General features: G+C 57.0%; 19 protein-coding genes and 2 pseudogenes. 16 read left to right on the forward strand and 5 right to left on the reverse strand.

The genetic code is table 11. From position 1 onward, the window contains the following. The 5 genes from BM347_RS17180 to BM347_RS17200 form a co-directional block, all read left to right on the forward strand. Nucleotides 1-300: transposase (locus BM347_RS17180; RefSeq protein WP_342742197.1), on the forward strand; the 300-nt coding region annotated here is incomplete at its 5' end. A 292-nt stretch (nt 301-592) separates the two neighbouring features. After that, nucleotides 593-1474: an NAD-dependent epimerase/dehydratase family protein gene (locus tag BM347_RS17185; protein WP_093917732.1), complete on the forward strand. Its 882-nt coding sequence runs from the start codon at nt 593-595 to the stop codon at nt 1472-1474. A 12-nt stretch (nt 1475-1486) separates the two neighbouring features. Then, complete coding sequence (locus BM347_RS17190) at nt 1487-2749, forward strand: class I SAM-dependent methyltransferase (RefSeq protein ID WP_093917733.1); 1263 nt, start codon at nt 1487-1489, stop codon at nt 2747-2749. Nucleotides 2750-2752: 3 nt separating this feature from the next. After that, nucleotides 2753-3736, forward strand: a complete 984-nt coding sequence (locus BM347_RS17195; protein ID WP_093917734.1) for a glycosyltransferase family 2 protein — start codon at nt 2753-2755, stop codon at nt 3734-3736. A gap of 94 nt (nt 3737-3830) precedes the next feature. Further along, a complete protein-coding gene (locus tag BM347_RS17200) occupies nt 3831-4793 on the forward strand; it encodes a sulfotransferase (RefSeq protein WP_093917735.1) in 963 nt (320 codons plus the stop codon). A 35-nt stretch (nt 4794-4828) separates the two neighbouring features. Here the strand turns inward: BM347_RS17200 and BM347_RS17480 are convergent. After that, nucleotides 4829-4954, reverse strand: a pseudogene (locus BM347_RS17480) (IS5/IS1182 family transposase); the annotation flags it as partial. Nucleotides 4955-4992: 38 nt separating this feature from the next. Between BM347_RS17480 and BM347_RS17725 the strand changes: the two are divergent. The 3 genes and pseudogenes from BM347_RS17725 (at nt 4993) to BM347_RS17735 (ending at nt 6376) form a co-directional block, all read left to right on the forward strand. Then, complete coding sequence (locus BM347_RS17725; protein ID WP_245764311.1) at nt 4993-5238, forward strand: FAD-dependent monooxygenase; 246 nt, start codon at nt 4993-4995, stop codon at nt 5236-5238. Then, nucleotides 5174-5377, forward strand: a complete 204-nt coding sequence (locus BM347_RS17730) for a hypothetical protein (RefSeq protein WP_245764313.1) — start codon at nt 5174-5176, stop codon at nt 5375-5377. Before BM347_RS17725 ends, BM347_RS17730 begins: the two co-directional genes overlap by 65 nt. Before the next feature lie 91 nt (nt 5378-5468). Beyond that, a pseudogene (locus BM347_RS17735) lies at nt 5469-6376 on the forward strand (FAD-dependent monooxygenase). Nucleotides 6377-6427: 51 nt separating this feature from the next. On the opposite strand, the gene BM347_RS17210 reads toward BM347_RS17735, so the two are convergent. Both BM347_RS17210 and BM347_RS17215 read right to left on the reverse strand, forming a co-directional pair. Next, nucleotides 6428-7096 (reverse strand): dioxygenase family protein, encoded by a 669-nt coding sequence (locus BM347_RS17210; protein ID WP_093917736.1) that lies wholly within the window; start codon nt 7094-7096, stop codon nt 6428-6430. 3 nt (nt 7097-7099) lie between these two features. Next, nucleotides 7100-7699, reverse strand: a complete 600-nt coding sequence (locus BM347_RS17215) for a dioxygenase family protein (protein WP_093917737.1) — start codon at nt 7697-7699, stop codon at nt 7100-7102. A gap of 74 nt (nt 7700-7773) precedes the next feature. On the opposite strand from BM347_RS17215, the gene BM347_RS17220 reads away from it, so the two are divergent. Next, complete coding sequence (locus BM347_RS17220; protein ID WP_093917738.1) at nt 7774-8562, forward strand: IclR family transcriptional regulator; 789 nt, start codon at nt 7774-7776, stop codon at nt 8560-8562. A 2-nt stretch (nt 8563-8564) separates the two neighbouring features. Here BM347_RS17220 and BM347_RS17225 read toward each other — a convergent pair whose 3' ends face one another. Next, on the reverse strand, nt 8565-9443 hold the full coding sequence (locus BM347_RS17225) for a beta-keto acid cleavage family enzyme (RefSeq protein WP_093917739.1): 879 nt from the start codon (nt 9441-9443) through the stop codon (nt 8565-8567). 1 nt (nt 9444) lies between these two features. Beyond that, nucleotides 9445-10782: an aspartate aminotransferase family protein gene (locus tag BM347_RS17230; RefSeq protein ID WP_093917740.1), complete on the reverse strand. Its 1338-nt coding sequence runs from the start codon at nt 10780-10782 to the stop codon at nt 9445-9447. A gap of 78 nt (nt 10783-10860) precedes the next feature. On the opposite strand from BM347_RS17230, the gene BM347_RS17235 reads away from it, so the two are divergent. Genes BM347_RS17235 through BM347_RS17265 form a run of 7 tightly spaced genes read left to right on the forward strand, consistent with a single transcriptional unit; the run spans nt 10861 to nt 17360 of the window. After that, nucleotides 10861-12027 carry a CaiB/BaiF CoA transferase family protein gene (locus tag BM347_RS17235; protein ID WP_093917741.1) on the forward strand — a complete coding sequence of 389 codons (1167 nt, stop codon included), beginning with the start codon at nt 10861-10863 and terminating at the stop codon, nt 12025-12027. Further along, nucleotides 12024-12902: an SMP-30/gluconolactonase/LRE family protein gene (locus BM347_RS17240; RefSeq protein WP_093917742.1), complete on the forward strand. Its 879-nt coding sequence runs from the start codon at nt 12024-12026 to the stop codon at nt 12900-12902. The genes BM347_RS17235 and BM347_RS17240 overlap by 4 nt, the downstream gene beginning before the upstream one ends. 4 nt (nt 12903-12906) lie before the next feature. Then, complete coding sequence (locus tag BM347_RS17245) at nt 12907-13806, forward strand: dihydrodipicolinate synthase family protein (RefSeq protein ID WP_093917743.1); 900 nt, start codon at nt 12907-12909, stop codon at nt 13804-13806. Beyond that, on the forward strand, nt 13803-14087 hold the full coding sequence (locus tag BM347_RS17250; protein ID WP_093917744.1) for a (2Fe-2S)-binding protein: 285 nt from the start codon (nt 13803-13805) through the stop codon (nt 14085-14087). The genes BM347_RS17245 and BM347_RS17250 overlap by 4 nt, the downstream gene beginning before the upstream one ends. Further along, nucleotides 14087-15487, forward strand: a complete 1401-nt coding sequence (locus BM347_RS17255) for an NAD(P)/FAD-dependent oxidoreductase (protein WP_093917745.1) — start codon at nt 14087-14089, stop codon at nt 15485-15487. Before BM347_RS17250 ends, BM347_RS17255 begins: the two co-directional genes overlap by 1 nt. Continuing rightward, a complete protein-coding gene (locus BM347_RS17260; RefSeq protein WP_093917746.1) occupies nt 15484-16587 on the forward strand; it encodes an NAD(P)/FAD-dependent oxidoreductase in 1104 nt (367 codons plus the stop codon). Before BM347_RS17255 ends, BM347_RS17260 begins: the two co-directional genes overlap by 4 nt. Beyond that, on the forward strand, nt 16584-17360 hold the full coding sequence (locus BM347_RS17265) for an SDR family NAD(P)-dependent oxidoreductase (protein WP_093917747.1): 777 nt from the start codon (nt 16584-16586) through the stop codon (nt 17358-17360). The genes BM347_RS17260 and BM347_RS17265 overlap by 4 nt, the downstream gene beginning before the upstream one ends. Nucleotides 17361-17427: the final 67 nt, after the last annotated feature.

A 17427-nucleotide genomic window follows, 5' to 3' on the forward strand; every position in this document is an offset into this window, starting at 1 on the left:
GCCCATGCAGTGATCCCACCACGCAAGAATGCTAAGCCTTGGAAGCCGACGAGCGCCGGAGCTATTGCCCGAACCGACGCAGTTAATGCGCAGCGATACTTGGGTCGTACCTTGTGGCGACGCTGGAGCGGATACCACCGAAGAAGTTGCGTCGAAACCAAGATGCACTGTTTGAAACTGATGGGCCAATCGCTCATGGCACGGAACTTCGACAGGCAGGTTGCGGAAATCCAAATCCGTATCGCCGTGCTCAATCGCTATTCTGCGCTTGGCATACCTGTCACTGAGCCCGTAGGCTAAATCCGTCTGGGGTAAGGGGAGGAACGCCCTTCACCCGATTTGTGCAACAAAGCCACGTAGAGGTACAAAACCAACACGTCTTGAATTGGAGCTGATCCAGAATATGGACCATCTTTACGCGAAACAGCCCCGCCAACTTCAACCGGTTCGGAGATTGTGCTAACACTCTTTTCGATCCGATTTTTACAAACATTGGATTGACAACACAATCTGCTAGGATGAGTAGTGGCTCACTATACGCGATAGTTTTCAAACCCACAGCGGAAGCTGTTAAATAAGTAGGTGGTGAGTAGTGAATATATTGATAGTCGGTCAGGGTTATATCGGATCATATCTGACTCTTTCGCTTTTTAATAGGGGCCATTCTCTCACTGTTTGCTCGGTATCGTTTGGGTTGCGTCAGTCGCCGGAAATAAGCCAGATCGAAGGGCGATATCAAGATCTACCAGCCGATGTACTGGCATCTTTCGATGTCATACTTTGGTTAGCAGGCCATTCCAGCGTTGGGCAAGCAATTGCGGATCCATCGGGAGCAGTGCGAAACAACTGTTTCGATCTACTCGAATTCGCTCAGCGTAAACCGGGGCATGTTCGATTGATCTATGCAAGCACAGCCAGCTTGTATTCGGTCAGCCACAATAATGACTTTAACCAGGGGCCTGACCCACTTAAAGAGTCAGAGGCCCGGATCACCTCTCTGAATGCTTATGACAGCTCGAAAGCTGCATTCGACGCATTAGTTGGCCCACTTGCAGAAAATACTTGCGGACTGCGTTTGGGGACTGTTTGCGGTTACAGCCCAAAGCTAAGAGAAGAACTGGTTTTCAATTCCATGAACATCGGCGCCATTAGCAATCGACAGGTGAGGGTAGCTAATCCCAATGCTTGGCGTAGTCTTCTTTTCTTAGAAGATCTGTCGTTCGTGTTGGATGCGCTTATTTACAGCGACACACCACTTCCCCGTTTTATCAATGTAGCGTCCCTAGATACTCAAATTGGGTCTTTAGCCCACGAGATTGCAGCATGGTATGGCGCAGAAATTGTGAATCTGCCTGATACAGCTACCTACTCATTTCGAATGTCGACAGACTTAATGACAGGGATTGTCGGCTCTCTTCCAATCAAAAAGCTTTCTGAGCGCTGCGGCGACTTCGCCCGTGAAATGCCTCAATAAGGGGAAACTGTCTTGACACACTCGACCATCAAAAAAGCGAAGTCTTGCATTATTTGCTCCACGAATGTGCAACCGATCCTAGACCTCGGTCAACAACCGCTCGCCAACTCCCTTATCGAGGACTCAGACCATCCCTTTCATACTTACCCACTTGGGCTTTCAGTCTGTCCATCGTGTACCCATGGTCAGCTTACCCATTTTGTGGATCCAAAAGAGATATTTGTGGACTACCTGTACGCCAGTGGCACGAGCCAGACTCTTAAAGATTTCTTCTCGTGGTTTGCTGGCAAAATCGTTGCCTCACTTGGAACTGACATTGAAGTTCTGGAGCTAGCGTCAAACGATGGCAGTCTGCTTGATGCGCTCAGACAGCAAGGCCTTAATCCTACGGGAATAGACCCGGCAGAAAATCTTTGCGAGGTCGCCTCGAAAAACGGTCATTCAGTCAAATGCGGGTTCTTTCCTGTCGTTAGACCTGATGCTCCGGTGGATGTGATTGTTGCAATGAATGTCGCGGCGCACACTCCCGATCCAAGTAACTTTGCACAAGGCATTTACGACTGTTTGCGACCCGGAGGAGTCGCTCTGATCCAGACGAGCCAAGCCAACATGATCGCAAACGGAGAATTCGACACAATCTATCACGAACACTATTCATTCTATACTGCCAAGTCGATGTCCACTCTAGCGCGCTCAGTTGGGCTAGAGCTAGAGCGCGTTGAATTGGTATCGGTCCATGGGAACAGCTTCCTTTTTACCCTTAGAAAACCTGGCGGCAATCCACGGAAAATAGATTTTTCTGATACCGACCAGAAAGGGTTCTATGTTGCTTTGCCAGACCCGCTTCCACCTTTGTTTAATCCAAACTGCCCGGAGGGGACGGCTTCCGATATCTACGAGAGATTTGCTGCTGCCGCTGAGGAAAAAATGTACGCTACGTCTAAACTGCTTGACGAACATGTGGCTGATGGGAAATTCTTGGGCTTGGTTGGCGTTGCCGCGAAGGCATTGACTTTTGTTCATGCTGCTGGTCTTAAACCAAGATATTTCTTTGACGAAGCCTCGCTCAAAATAGGTCGATTTGTTCCTGGCTCACAAACACCAATTTTGCCGCTTTCTGCACTAGAAAGTATTGACCAAGATGTTGTCTTGCTAATTGGCGCTTGGAATTTCGCCCCAGAATTGGCGGAAAAAATTGGCGAAAACATCCGAGGAACGGCAATGGAACATCGAGTGACTTTGATTGTGCACCAACCCGAATTAGGTATTTTGTAGACCGTGAAGCTTATTATCTCTCACTTTTTCAACGAAGAGTACCTTTTGCCTTGGTGGCTCAAGCACCATCGTGTTCTTTTCGATCATGGAGTGTTGATCGACTACCACTCCACGGATCGCTCGATTGAAATTTGTCGGGAACTTGTGCCAAACTGGGAGATCATTTCGAGCGAAAACAAGAATTTTTCAGCGTTGGCTTGTGATTTTGAAGTGATGAAGCATGAGGACCGCTTTCCAGGCGCTTGGAAAATTGCCCTTAATACGACTGAATTTCTAGTTGGTAAGCACCTTGATAAAATCATTGAACGCGCAGAAACTGGTAACTACCTTGGCGCTTCTATCCCCGGTACGGCAATGGTCGACGATAATCCAGAGGTGACACTTGATCTAAACGTTCCATTAGTAGCGCAAAAATTTCATGGCTTCTGGGAATCTGAGTTCCCTTTGGAACGGGTAAACTTTCCTTGGTATTTCCCGCGGGCTCGAACACGCTTGCTCCATAGACATCGTTTCGGCGCTTACACACCTGGTCGGCACAGCTCGATGTTGACCCCACTAATGGACATTTCGAAAAAGGAATTAGGCATTTGGTGGTATGGATACAGTCCATGGACAGCCGAATTTGTGGCCCGGAAAGCCCAAATTCAAACAAAAATGGATCCTCTAGACAAAGAAGTGGGCAGAGGCCTCCAACACCTCGCAAATGATCAAGAGCAACAAATGCGACGAAAAGTTCTTCTGGACTATGCACATGACTTGACGTTGCCAGGTGAGCAGGCCGAGAGGGAGAATTACTCTAAAGCCCAATACCTAGATGCACAGCATGCCGCAATAGCTGAACGTGATGCCGCAATAGCTGAACGTGATGCCGCAATAGCTGAACGTGATGCCGCAATAGCTGAACGTGAACAGGCAAAACGTTACCCTTGGAAACACTTTGGAAATGCTTACCGCATGCGGTCGAAAAAGAAGCTAAGCGACCACTGAAGCTTCCACCAATTTTTTGAACTCCCAAATCGTATGTGCCTTGTATTTCAGAAGCACATCCCTTGGAGGACAATAGGAAAAAGGTACCCAAATTATGCTTAACCTCATTGTCACGGCCGGTCGGGCCGGGTCCAGTTTTCTAGCGACGCAGCTTAATCAGCACCCCTCCGTAGCTTGCCTGAACGAGACACACTATCTTCCTCTTTTACTTGATGCATTTGGAGGCGAGCCAACAAAAACGGACGACATAATGAAAATCGTGGCTGGAACGCACTTTCACGATGGGAGAAATATTTTGGAAGCCAATTTTCCTTCGTTGGGAATATCGTTGGAAGCGTGGAACGGTTGGAAATACGAACTAGGAAAGAATTTTGATTTGCTAACAGTCGCACAATTCCAAGCCAAGTTAGAGACATTCATCCGCGCAAAAACGGGCGCAAAAATAGTAGTGGACAAAACACCATGCTACGGAGCTCATCTAGAAGTTTTTGCAAAGCATCTTGGGGGTATTCGCGTCGTCATTTTATCCAGAGATGCTTTGCCGAGCATTAGGTCAATGCTGAAGCATCCTGGGTTTCTCTTAAAGATACGAAATGGAGTTAACACTTGGACGGATATTATGCGACACCATGATATAAACGCGGAGGATATGTCGCTTGTTCTACGTCCAGGGGAGGAGGAGGAGATGGCAAAACTTTGGGCTTGGCGAACTACCCAACCAATATGGCAGGCAAAGCAAGCCGATCTAAAGTATATGAATTTGTTGTACGAACAAATGCAAAGCCACCCAATGGAGTTTTTTGAGGAAATTGAATCCTTTTTTGAACTTGAACCTTCTAGAGATTGGGTCACGCAAAGTGCAAAGCAGGTTATTTCCCCGAGTACGTCCGCCGTCAACGTAGAAATTCCATATTCAAAGCACAAATTTCGTTGGCTCCGGGCATTGATTGGCCGCTTTGAAGGTCATCAATCAGCTGATTCTAGAGATCCCATGAGCCATCTTTTGACGATACCTGAAGTATCAAAGGCCCGATCACTTATGGGTTACTGTCCCTAATACTAGAGTACGCTAGGCTTTCTGTAGCCCATCACGCTCGGCGGCGGTGCCCAAGTCATCTCAGGATCAAACCAGATCGCTAACGATCCGCGCTGCCTCAAGCTATCATTGTATAACGACCAATTCGTGGTCTTGTATCTCGTGGGTGCCCAACTGCTCATGCCTTCCACCTATCATACTGGATTCACGCAGTGAATCCATGACGGGATTTGTGCAACAAAGCCCCATAACGGCCACGTTCAACTGCCCCGATGGCACGACCGAAACGATCCGTGCCCGCTATGTCGTAGGCTGTGACGGCGCCCGCAGTGCCGTGCGCAAATCCATGGGGCACGACCTAAAGGGCGAATCCGCCCGCCAGCTTTTTTTTGGGGGGAGTGATGGATGTTCTCGCCGTCACAGATTCTCCCGACATCCGACTAAAGGCTGCGGTCCAATCGGCTGACCACGGCAGCATCCTGATCATCCCGCGCGAGGGTGGCTACCTTGTGCGCATGTATATCGAGCTGGACGAATTGCACGGAGATGAGCGCGCCGCTGACCGAGGGGGCACTGTCCGAGATGTTGATCTCGAAGGCGCGTGACATCCTCGCGCCCTATACGCTCGACGTGAAGGAGGTGGCCTAGTGGTCCGCCTACGAGATCGGGCGGCGTGTGTGCGACGCCTTCGACAATGTGCCCGACAGCGACCTCGCCGAACGTTTCCCCAACGTCTTCATCGCAGGTGATGCCTGTCACACCCACAGCCCTAAGGCCGGTCAGGGGATAAATGTCTCGATGGCAGATACGTTTAACCTTGGATGGAAACTGGCCTCGGTCTTGCGCGGTCAGGCGACTCCTGGCTTGCTGCATACCTATTCCGAAGAGCGACGCGCCAAAGCCAAAGAACTCACCGATTTCGACCGCGACATGGCGCGGCTGTTCAGCGCCAAACCCAAGACTGCCTCCGAGGCGGCTCAGTTCCAGAAATATTTCAAGAAACACGGCCGTTACACCGCGGGGGTCGAAACACGCTATGACCCATCGATGATTACGGCAGAGGGCGGAAACCAGTCGCTCGCAAGAGGCATGACAACCGGAATGCGCTTGCACTCAGCACCTGTAATCCGCGCAGGCGACGGCAGGCCCATGTATCTTGGTCATACGCTAAAGGCAGATGGTCGTTGGCGGCTCATCGCCTTTGCATGCGACGGGGATACCGGCCAATCCGGCGCGGGCATCGACGCCCTTTGCACCTACCTGACGCAAGACGCGCACAGCCCTTTGGTCAAATACACGCCGCAGGGCGCTGACATCGACAGCGTCATTGATTTTCGCGCGGTGTTCCAATCTTCCCACCGCGATCTTCAGCTAGGGGCCTGCCGGACTTGCTTTTGCCAAACAAGGGCCGACACGGGCTGGTAGATTACGAAAACGTATTTTGCCCCAACCTCAAGACCGGTCCAGACATCTTTGATCATCGTGGCATCGATCGCCAGAACGGCACCTTACTGATTGTGCGTCCGGATCAATTCGTCGCCAAGGTTCAGCCGCTCCATGACTTCACAGGACTTTCTCAGTTCTTCGATGCCTTCATGACATAGTCCTAACGGCACCTCTTCACCGCTGTTAGACCTTGTTTTGGCACACTTTTCCTATTCGAAGAACGTCGCGTTGCGGCCGCCGACCACGATGTCGAAATCGTAGGCTTCTTCGACGTCCACGTCTCCCGCGTCCCTCGGAATGCCCAGATTGCGCTCAAAGGCATCACCCATGAGGATCGCCATCGGGTCAGTTTCGTTGTTCGGCTCGCCCGGGAAATACATCTGCGTGATAAGCCGCGAGGACCCGCCACTGATCGACATATGGATGTGCTTTGGACGCCAGCGACCAATATCAGGACGGGCAAGGTAGGCACCCGGACTGATCGCCCAGAAACGATAGCGGCCCGCGTCGTCGGTCAGAACCCGCCCCAGCCCAAGGTGGTTTTCATCCAGTTGCAGGCCCGAATGATCCTCGATGTGGCGGTAACGCCCGAAGTGATTGGCACTCCAGACTTCCAGCAACGCGCCTGCAACAGCGCGGCCTGATGCTGTGCGCACACGGCCTGTGACCTCGATCGGCACACCAGCAGCGCGAGGCCGATCCGGGGCCGTCCGGGTCATGTCCCATTCATGCGGATTCGCCGCGTATCGCGCAGGCACCACCGGCACAAAGCTTTCGCGCGCGACCTCGGGGATCAGCCGCAGGCGTTGGCGCGGGGTGCGTTGGTCTGATGTATTATCGGTCGGGCCAATGCCCAGAATGCGTCCTTGGTTGGCCATCGTTCAGCTCTCCAGGTCGTCAAAGAATGGTGTTTCGCCGGGGCCCGCCATGACGATGTCAAAGACATAGACCTCGGCCCCGCTGGCGGTGCGCCCGTCGTGGCGCGCGATCAGTTTTGGTGCGTCATCGCCGACCGCTTGCAGAACGGGGTCGCTGTCATTGCCCGCCTGCCCGTCAAAGAAGACCTGCGTGACGATCCGGTTGATCCCGTCGGAAAAGATCGTGATCGTGACGTTAGGCGCGCGCCCTGGTGCCGCCCCCGGCAGGATCGTGCGGAATTCATAGGCCCCCGACGCTATGCGCATCCGGCCATAGCCGTGGAACCATGGGTCGATGCCCTCGTGCCCTTCGGTCGCGGGGGTGCGGTAGATGCCATTTGCGTTGGCCTGCCAAAATTCCAGCACCGCCCCGTTGGCCAGTTCCCCATGGCGGTCCAGCACACGGCCCCGCAGGATGATTGCTGTGCCCGCGGCCGCGCCAACAACGCCGGGATCAAAACGAGTCAGATCCTCTAGCGCCGGATCCGCGAAATAGATCGGGAAATACGGCCCGCAGGTGTCTTCGTTCGTGGCCGGTAAAAGGTTGGATGCTGCGTCGGTCATCACCTGTCCTCCATTGTCTTTGGTGTGTTTTGCAGATTAAACACCAAGGAAGGCAATACGGAAACCATACGCCCATGACCAAAGCGTCCAATCATGATGTCTATTTTGTCCCCGGTCTGCATCGGGGTCTTAGGGTTCTTGAAATCCTTGGCGCGGCAGAAACGCCCATGTCGCTGAGCGATATCGCCCGCGCGATGGATCTGAGCCGGAGTTCGGCGTTTCGTCTGGTCTATACTTTGCGGCAGATGGAATTTATCCGCGAGGCGGAGCAGGCCAATACCTTTACCCTTGGCGCACGCGTTCTGAACCTTGGGTTTTCGTATCTGAACCAGCAGCCCATTACCGCCATTGCCCGCCCAATTCTGGCCAGCCTGCGTGACGAGACGGGCGTTTCGACGCACCTCAGCGTGCTGGAAGGAGATGATGTTCTTTACCTTGTGAGCCACCAAGCCCGATCTGGCTATGTGTCGAACATGCGCACCGGCACCCGCACGCAGGCCTATGCCTCGGCGATTGGGTGGTGCTTGTTGGGGGCTCTGGACGATGCCGCCTTGCAGGACTTTGCCGCCCACCAGAACTGGCACCGCTTTACCGAACACACGCCGATGGATGCCGCCAGCCTTGCCGCCCGCGTCGCACAGGCGCGCAATGCGGGCTGTGTTATATCGCGCGGCTTTCGTGAACCGGGCGGGTCCAGTATCGCAGTGCCGGTGCGCGACAATACCGGCGCGATTGTCGCCTGCGTGAACCTGTCCGGCCCCGACAGCGGGTTTGATTTCGATAGGGTAGAAAGCTTTTATCTGCCCAAGACCCAAGACGCCGCGCTGCAAATCTCGCGGGCTTTGGGGTATCAGGGCAGCTAGGTTCATCCAGCGATGCCCAGAATGCTGCGGGCCTCTTCGGGGGTGGCAAGTGCGCCGCCCAGATCGCCGATGATCCGGACTGCTTTTTCCACCAGCTGTGCGTTGCTTTCACAGTGCTGGCCCTTGGCGATATGGGCCGTGTCCTCCATGCCGATGCGGATATGCCCGCCCAGCAACCAGGCTTGCGCCAACATCGGAAATGCCGCGCGGCCAATGCCAAAGGCGGCCCATTCGGTGCCTTCGGGCAACTGGCTGACAAGGTAGGCCATGGTTTCCGGGTTCGCGACCGCACCAAAGCGCACGCCCAACACCATCTGCACCATCAACGGCGTCTTGAGTACGCCGCGCGCGACGAAGTCCTTGACCATATGCAAATCGCCACTGTCGAAAACTTCGATCTCGGGCTTCACACCCGCTGCATAAATCCGCTCGGCCATGATTTCGAGGTTGCGCGGCGAATTGATCACCGAGGCTTGCCCAGACCACATGGTGTTAAAATCCAATGTGCAGATATCAGGCTGCAAGGCTTCGACATGGGCCACGCGTTTTTCTGGCACACATAGGGTCGACCCGGGTGCGGCCACCTGAGGATCATCGTCGGACGGGATAAACCGCCCGCCCTCGCCCGTGGTCAGGTTCAACAGCACGTCCGTGTTCTCGGCACGGATGCGCGCCACCAGCTCCTCGTACAGATCAAGTCGCATGGACCCTTTGGCGGTTTCCGAATCGCGCACGTGAAGGTGCACAATGGCTGCACCAGCCTCAGCGGCATCCAGCGCTTGGCGCGCGATCTGTTCGGGCGTGACAGGTAAATGCGGGCTGATCTCTGGCGTCATCAGGTTGCCAGTGATCGCGGCGGTCAGGATCGTCTTGCGTGCCATCTTACTGCTCCAACACGTCGGCAACGGCGGCGGAAAGCGTCTGAACGATCAGATCAATCTCGGCTTCGGTCGAGGTATAGGACGGTGCCAGCAGCACGTGATCGCCGTGCACCCCGTCAATGCAGCCCTGCGACGGATAGGTCATGACGCCGCGCGCCTTGGCCGCCGCGCCGATTTTCGTGGCAATCGCTTCGGCGGGGTCAAACGGCGCTTTGGTCCCCAGATCAGTCACCAGCTCGACCGTCCAGAACAGCCCGCGCCCGCGGATGTCGCCCACATGGGGGTGGTCGGCAAATGCAGCGCGCAACGCCGCCTCAAGCTGCGCGCCCCGCTTGACCACATTGTCCAACAGGTTTTCGTCTTCGATCACGTTCTGCACGGCCAAGGCACCCGCCGTGGCAATCGCGTGGGACATGTAGGTATGCCCGTTCCACAGCCTGCCACTGCCCGCCTTGATCACATCGACCACGCTTTGCGCGACCAGAACTGCGGCAATCGGCTGATAGCCAGCGCCTAGCCCCTTAGCCATCGTGGTTAGGTCGGCGGCGATGTCCTCCTGCTCCAACGCGAACGAAGTGCCCGTCCGGCCCATGCCGCTCATCACTTCGTCGGCAATGAAAAGAACACCGTATTGATCACAGATTTCCCGGATACGTTTGAAATAGCCCGCAGGTGCAGGCTGGGTGCCCAATGACGCCCCTACAACCGGCTCTGCAACAAAGGCCATCACTGTCGCTGCCCCCAACCGCAGGATTTCCTCCTCCAGCAGGTTTGCCATGCGCATAGCAAAGTCAACTTCACCTTCTCCGTCATGTTGCAAACGATAAGGATACGGCGCGTCGATATGATTGACCTCGATCAAAAGCGGCGCAAATGGTGCGCGCCGTCCGGCGTGCCCACCCGTTGCCAGCGCCCCAAGCGTGTTGCCGTGATAGCTGGGCTTGCGTGCAATGATCTGGCTGCGCTCAGGCTCGCCGTTCTCAACAAAATACTGCCGCGCCAATTTCAGCGCCGCTTCCATCGCCTCAGAGCCGGAGCCCAGATACATCACCCGCCCGGCGCCGGTCCCTTGGGGTGCGCGCGCCACAAGATGGGCGGCCAAATCCTCGGCGGGCTGGTTGGTAAACGACCCTGTATGCGCAAAGGCGAGCGTATCAACCTGCGCCTTGATGGCCTCTCGGACCTTAGGGTGGTCATGACCAAGGCAAGACACCGCCGCCCCGCCGCAGGCATCCAAATACCGCTTACCCGTCGCATCAATAAGGAAATTTCCATCTCCAGCGACGACGACGGACAGGTCAGAATTGAGGTCTCGGTGAAAAATGCTGCTCTGGGCCATGGCTCTCATCTTATGTCTTGTATATAAACTCATGTTTTGTATATTAGACAGGATTCCATATCGCAAGGCTTTACAGACGTGACAGGCGCATTGAACGGCATAATTGTTTTGGACATGACCCATGTTCTGGCGGGGCCGTTCTGTACCTACCAGTTGGGACTGCTTGGTGCCGATGTGATTAAGATCGAAGACCCCTCCAACCCAGATTGCGCGCGGGGCCGCGGGCCAGATGACGCGCTGAACGCAGCGGGGCTTGGCCTGAACTATCAGGTGCAGGGAGGGAACAAGCGAAGCCTCGCCCTTAACCTGCGCAGCTCCGAAGGGATCGACCTGCTGAAATCGCTTGCCGCCAAAGCGGACATCGTGGTCGAGAATTTCACAACCGGCGCATTGGCCTCACTTGGGATCGGTTACGAGGCTCTCGCCGCGATCAATCCCAAACTCATTCACTGCTCAATCACCGGATATGGGGACGGCGGGCCACAGGCCGAACACGGTGCCTATGATAATGTCATCCAAGCGACCAGCGGCACGATCGGCCAATGTGGCGGGGTCAAGCCCGGTGTTTCCTTTGTCGATTATGCCACCGGATACGCCGCCGCCTTTGCAGTGACCGCCGCGCTGACACAGCGCGAACGAACGGGGCAAGGCACACATATCTCGGTCTCGATGCTTGAGGTCGCCATGCAGATGATGGCCCCCGAGGCCGCCGCCGCTCAAAGCCCTGCCATCGCCAAGCGCGGCAAAGAACCGGGCATCGCGAGCTACGACACAAAAGACGGCCAGCTGATGCTGGGCGCGTTCCACCCTGCACAATATCGTAAATTAGCCGCGCTTCTTGAGCGGCTGGGCCACCCCTTGCCCGCCTTGGCCATGATCCACAACTGGCCCGATGTCTGGACTATCGACGCGGCGACCAAATCCGCCCTGCGCGACGCCTTCCTGACCGCCGATGCGGACACATGGGTCACCCGACTGCGTGCTGCTGATCTGCCGGCAGAACGGGTAAGGGCATTGGCCGAGGCTGTCGAGCTGCCCCAACTGACCGCGCGTGGATATTTCCAACCCAGCCCTGACAACCCTGAAACGGCCCTCCCGACGACGGCCTTTCATATGGGCGGCGAAGGTACCAAACTGCATCAAGCGCCCCCACGGCTTGGCCAGCATTCCCATGCAGTCCTGTCCGAGATGGGGCTGGACGCGCGCCAGATTGGCCAGCTTTTTGACGCAGGGATTGTGACATGACCCACCTCACCGCCACCCTCTGGAGCGCCTTGCCAGACGACCTGCATCATCGCGGCGAGCCTTCGGCATGGGCCAAGATGACCCGCCCCGGCCAGACAATGCATTCCTTCCTAGAGGCCGCATTTTTTGATGCAAACGGCCACCTTTGGCTGTCGGATGTCCCTTACGGGCGGGTCTTTCGGGTCTCACCCGATGGCGACTGGACCCAGATGCACCAGATCGAAGGCGAACCCCACGCCATGCGCCTTACCCCCGATGGGCAGCGTATTGCGGTAGACTATAAGCACGGGTTGATCGAGCTGACCGGCGAGACCACGTTCGACCTGATTTCCTCGGGCGAACCGACGCCCTTCCTCGGCCTGTCGGATATGACCCATGGCCCCGATGGTGCGCTATGGTTCACCGACAGCGGCCGCGCCAGCCTGAGCGACCCGCGCGGGCGGGTCTACCGCTGGCAAGACGGCAATCTGCGCCTTGTACTGGACTGCGTGCCTTATCCCAACGGCATCGCTGTTTCACCTGACGACGCTTGGGTCTACGTCGCCGCGACCCGCGCCAATCAGGTCTGGAAATTCTCGACCCGCCTGCCCGAGAGCGGTGCACCCATGGTCGGCACTTACTTGCAACTGTCCGGCGGCCTCGGCCCCGATGGGCTGGCCTGCAACAGCCATGGCTGGCTTGCGGTTGCCCAGGCCCAGGCCGGACGCGCCTATGTTTTCGACCCGGTCGGAGACCTGATCGCCGAGGTCCGCCTGCCCCAAGGGCTCTGGACCACATCTGTCACTTTCGATCCCGCGGACCCGACCCGCCTTTTCATTGTGGACGCCCAATTCGGCTGCGTCTTCACCTGCCGCATCCCGACCCCAAGGACCTGATCCCATGCAAAAAGAAGACCTTCACGGCTACGTGCCCGCCATCGCGACACCCTTTAATGAGCGCGGTGAAATCATGGAGGACGCCTTTGTCGACCTCTTCGAATTCCTTCTGTCGCGCGGCGCGACATGTATCTGCATCGCGGGCGACAATGGCGAAAGCTGGGCGCTCAACGCCGAGGAACGCGGCCGCCTGGTCCGCCTTGCCAAAGACACAGCCAAAGGGCGCGTGCCCGTGATGATGGGCATTTCCGCCCCCACCATCGATGCGTCTTTGGCCTATGTCCGCGCCGCCGAAGAAAACGGTGCTGACGTCCTGTTATCGATGCCACAGACCTATGTTCTGAAAGCCTCCGAAGCTGAACTGATGGCGCGCTTTGACAAAGTATCGGCGGCCACCAAGCTGCCACTGGTTCTGTATAATTCGCCCCGTCGCATGGGCTTTTCCCTGACCATCGACCAGACCGAGCGTCTGTTGGAAAACCACGATGTCATCGGCATCAAGGAAAGCCAGCGCGACTTTTTCTATCACACGCATTTGCTGCACCGCCTTGGCGAGCGCCTGTCTGTGATGACCGGCCCGTGCCACTACATCCTGCCCGCCTTTGCCCTAGGCGCAAAAGGCTTTATCGCGACGGGGCCGGAATTCACCGACCTGCTACCGTCAGAGATGGCGGCTGTCGGGAACGGTGCGCCGGATGACACATATCGTCATGCCCATCACCAGCTGACAGTTCTTTATGAACTGTTGATGGGCACCGGCACATGGCCGGCCTCCTTCAAGGCTGCGTTGAATCTGATTGGTCAACCTGCTGGCGTACCGCGCGATCCGGTCATGCCATTGGCAGAGGCCGACATCGACAAGATCAAACGCACCTTTGACGAGCTGGGCATCTCTTACAAATGATCCGACTGGTCCCCAACCACGCGACCCGGATAAAGCGCTCTGAAACGGTGACATTCACCTTTGATAGCGAGCCCGTTCAGGGCCACCTGGGCGAAACGCTTGTGGCTGCCCTGATGCGGGCGGGGCATTTGAACCTTCGCGAGGCGCCCAATGACAGTGCCCCGCGTGGGGCGTTCTGTTGCATGGGGCTATGCCAGGAATGCGCCGTCATCGTGGATGGTCAAGTTGTCGAAGCCTGCCGCACAGTCGTGTCGGCGGACCTCGTGGTTGAAAGGGCCTGATGTCAGATCTTAACGACATAGCTGTTGTTGGTGCCGGACCGGCCGGAGGCAACGCGGCCCTAGTCGCCGCCCAAAGCGGTGCGCGTGTCGTGATGCTGGATGAACAGCCCGCGCCCGGTGGGCAGGTCTGGCGCGGGAAAACCGCCAGCATCCTATTGGCCCCCGTCACGCCAGAAACAACAGCGGGGAATGGCCTGCGCAGCGCCCTTTCCGAAAGTGCTGCCACCCATCTGGCCGACACCCGCGTTTGGGATATTCTCCGTAATGGGGATCATTGGTCCCTTCAAATTCTGCGCAACGGCGCGACCGAGCAAATCACTTGCCGATCATTGATCCTCGCGACGGGCGCGCGCGAATATGTGCAACCCATCCCCGGCTGGACGACACCCGGTGTGATTGGACTGGCCGGGGCAACGTCACTGTTTAAGCAGACGCTTTCCCTGCCAGGCAAACGCACTGTCGTCAGCGGGACCGGCCCGTTGGTGTTCTTTGTCGCCAGCGAAATACGCCGTTTGGGCGGAGAGGTGGCCGCCGTTATTACGCCCAACACCCGCGCAGACTGGGCCCGCGCCACGCCGTCGATGATTGGACAGCCCAAGCTGCTGGCCCGCGGCGCGCTGTGGATGGCCGACCTGATACTGGCCCGTGTCCCGATCTTGTGGGGGCACGCGGTGTCCGAGGTTGAAGGCCGAGACCACGTTACCGGCATCAAAACCATCAATCTGAAACGTGGCGTAGCAGGCCTGAGTTTTGCTACCGATAGCCTGTGCCTTGGCAATGGTTTGATCGCACAGATCGAGGCCGCGCAAATGCTGGGCGCGGCAATCCGCTATGATCCGTCCTTGGGCGGCTGGGTTCCTGTTGCAGACCCGGACGGGGCGACCAAGGTGGACGGTCTCTATCTATGCGGCGACGGCTGCGGGATTCGCGGCGCAGCGGCTGCCGCCTTACAGGGGACGTTGGCGGGTGCCCGTGCCGCCCGTGACTTGGGCTTCTCCGCGCCCTCACCGCCTGTGCGCCCCTGGCAGCGGGCCGAACGGTTTGGCCGCGCGATGACCGCGCTTAGCATTCCACATGCCGACGCGCATGCCCTGACCACGCAAGACACCATCGTGTGCCGATGCGAAAGCCTAAGCCGCAGGGACATCAGTACCGAGATCACAACCGGCGCCACAAGCACCAATGCCGTCAAATCCGGTAAGCGCGCGGGCATGGGTCCCTGTGGCGGCAAATATTGCCAGACGGCGATTGCCGCGCTGATCGCGGAGCAGACGGACAAATCAACATCAGACGTTCCACCTCCAACCCCGCGCCCACCCCTGCGCCCGGTACCTTTGGGACAAGCCGCTGGCGATTTTGACTACGACGATCTGCCCATCCCGAAACCGGCACCGCTATGACGACGGGCCCCACATATGAAATCGCCATCATCGGCGGCGGCATCATGGGATGCGCTACAGCCTTGCGCGTCGCCGCAGGTGGTATGTCTGCAATCGTGCTGGATCAGGGAGACTTGGGCCAAGGGGCATCTGGCGTGAACGCGGGCACGCTTAGCCTGCAAATCAAGCGCGTGAAACTGATGCCCTATGCGCTTAAGGGCCACCATTGTTGGGAGGAGATGGGCGACACGGTCGGTTTTGCGAAAACCGGTGGCTACACGCTTGCCTTCAACGCCCGCGAAGCCGAAATGCTGCACGAGCGGCAGACCCTTAAGTCCAATGCCGGCGCCCCGATTGAGTTTGTCTCAAATAACCAATTGCGAGCCGCCGAACCGAACCTGACCCACAAAGTTGAAGCGGCGAGTTTCTGCCCCGAGGATGGCTATGCCAACTCCTCGCTCACTGGGCAATATTACCGAGGCAAACTGCGTGACGCGGGTATTCCCTACCGCGAAGGCTGTGCCGTGACCGCCATTGATCAGGGCGACGGGTTCACCTTGACCACGCCCCAAGGCCCGATCCGCGCAAACCGCATCCTTTTGGCCGCAGGCGCGTGGCTTAAACCTCTGGCTGCCCTTCTCGACGTCGATCTGCCGGTGAACGCGCGGGTCAATACTGTGTCGGTTACAGAACGTCTGCAGCCCCTTATGAGCAGCGTGATCGGACATGCGACCGGCCTGCTGACCATGAAGCAAAAGGCAAACGGGACGGTCCTGATCGGAGGCGGCTGGCAAGGGCGCGGCACACCGCAAGACGGGCGCGGCACGGTCGACGCCGACACCGTTCGCCCCAATCTCGCCTTGGCGCAATACGCTGTCCCCGCCCTTTCCGCTGCCCGCGTCACTCGCAGCTGGACAGGGTTCGAGGCCAATGTGCCAGACTTCTATCCACTGGCCGGCGCACTCCCAGGCGTACCAGATGCCTTCGTTTTGGGCTGTGTGCGTGGCGGTTACACTATAGGCCCGTATATCAGCCAATTGATGGGCGATCACATACTGGGCCGAGAGCCCGAAATGCCTCTGTTCGATCCGGGGCGCGATTTTGAGAAGGACACGATATGACGCAATATCCAAGCAGACTGGACGGAAAACTAGCCGTAATCACTGGCGGCGGCAGCGGTATCGGAGAGGCGACGGCACATGTTTTTGCCCAAGCAGGCGCGACGGTTGTCGTCGCCGGCCGCCGATTGGAGCCGCTTGAAGAAGTCGCAAAAGCCGTTGGCGGCCACGCCATTGCCTGCGATGTGTCCGATCAGGCGGATGTGCGAAAGCTATTCGCCAAAGCCAAAGAGATCACAGGCAGTGTCGACGTATTGCTGAACAACGCAGGCGGACCCGGCCCGATTGCGCCGGTGGCCGAGGTAGATATGGCTGACTGGATTACCTGCATGAACATCAACCTCGTCGGGGCGATGTTTTGCCTACAAGAAGCGGCCAAGATCATGTCTGCCCAAGGGTCAGGGTCTATCATCAATATGTCCTCACTTATGGGCATTCAGGGCTACCCGATGCGGTCCGCCTATGTCGCTTCGAAATTTGCGCTGATCGGGATTACAGAAACCATGGCCCGCGAACTTGGCCCCGTTGGCGTGCGCGTCAATGCCCTGATTCCCGGTGCAGTTTCCGGCGAAAACATGGACCGTATTTTGGCCCGCCGCGCCGAGGCAGAGGGCCGTTCAGTGGCAGAGATCGAGCGCGAGAACTATACGGATGTCGCCGCCCTGAAACGCTGGGTTGGCCCGGAAGAAGTCGGGCGTGCGGCACTATACTATGCCTGTGATCTAAGCTCCGCCATCACAGGCGATAAAATGAAAGTGGATTGCGGCCGTTTTTGACTCCACCCAAGGAGGATCAAGCAATAAACGTTCAGACCCTATAACTGCCCCTGCCCCACGATTGGTT

Origin of the sequence: Sulfitobacter marinus (genome assembly GCF_900116285.1) — a bacterium.
Lineage (GTDB): Bacteria > Pseudomonadota > Alphaproteobacteria > Rhodobacterales > Rhodobacteraceae > Sulfitobacter > Sulfitobacter marinus.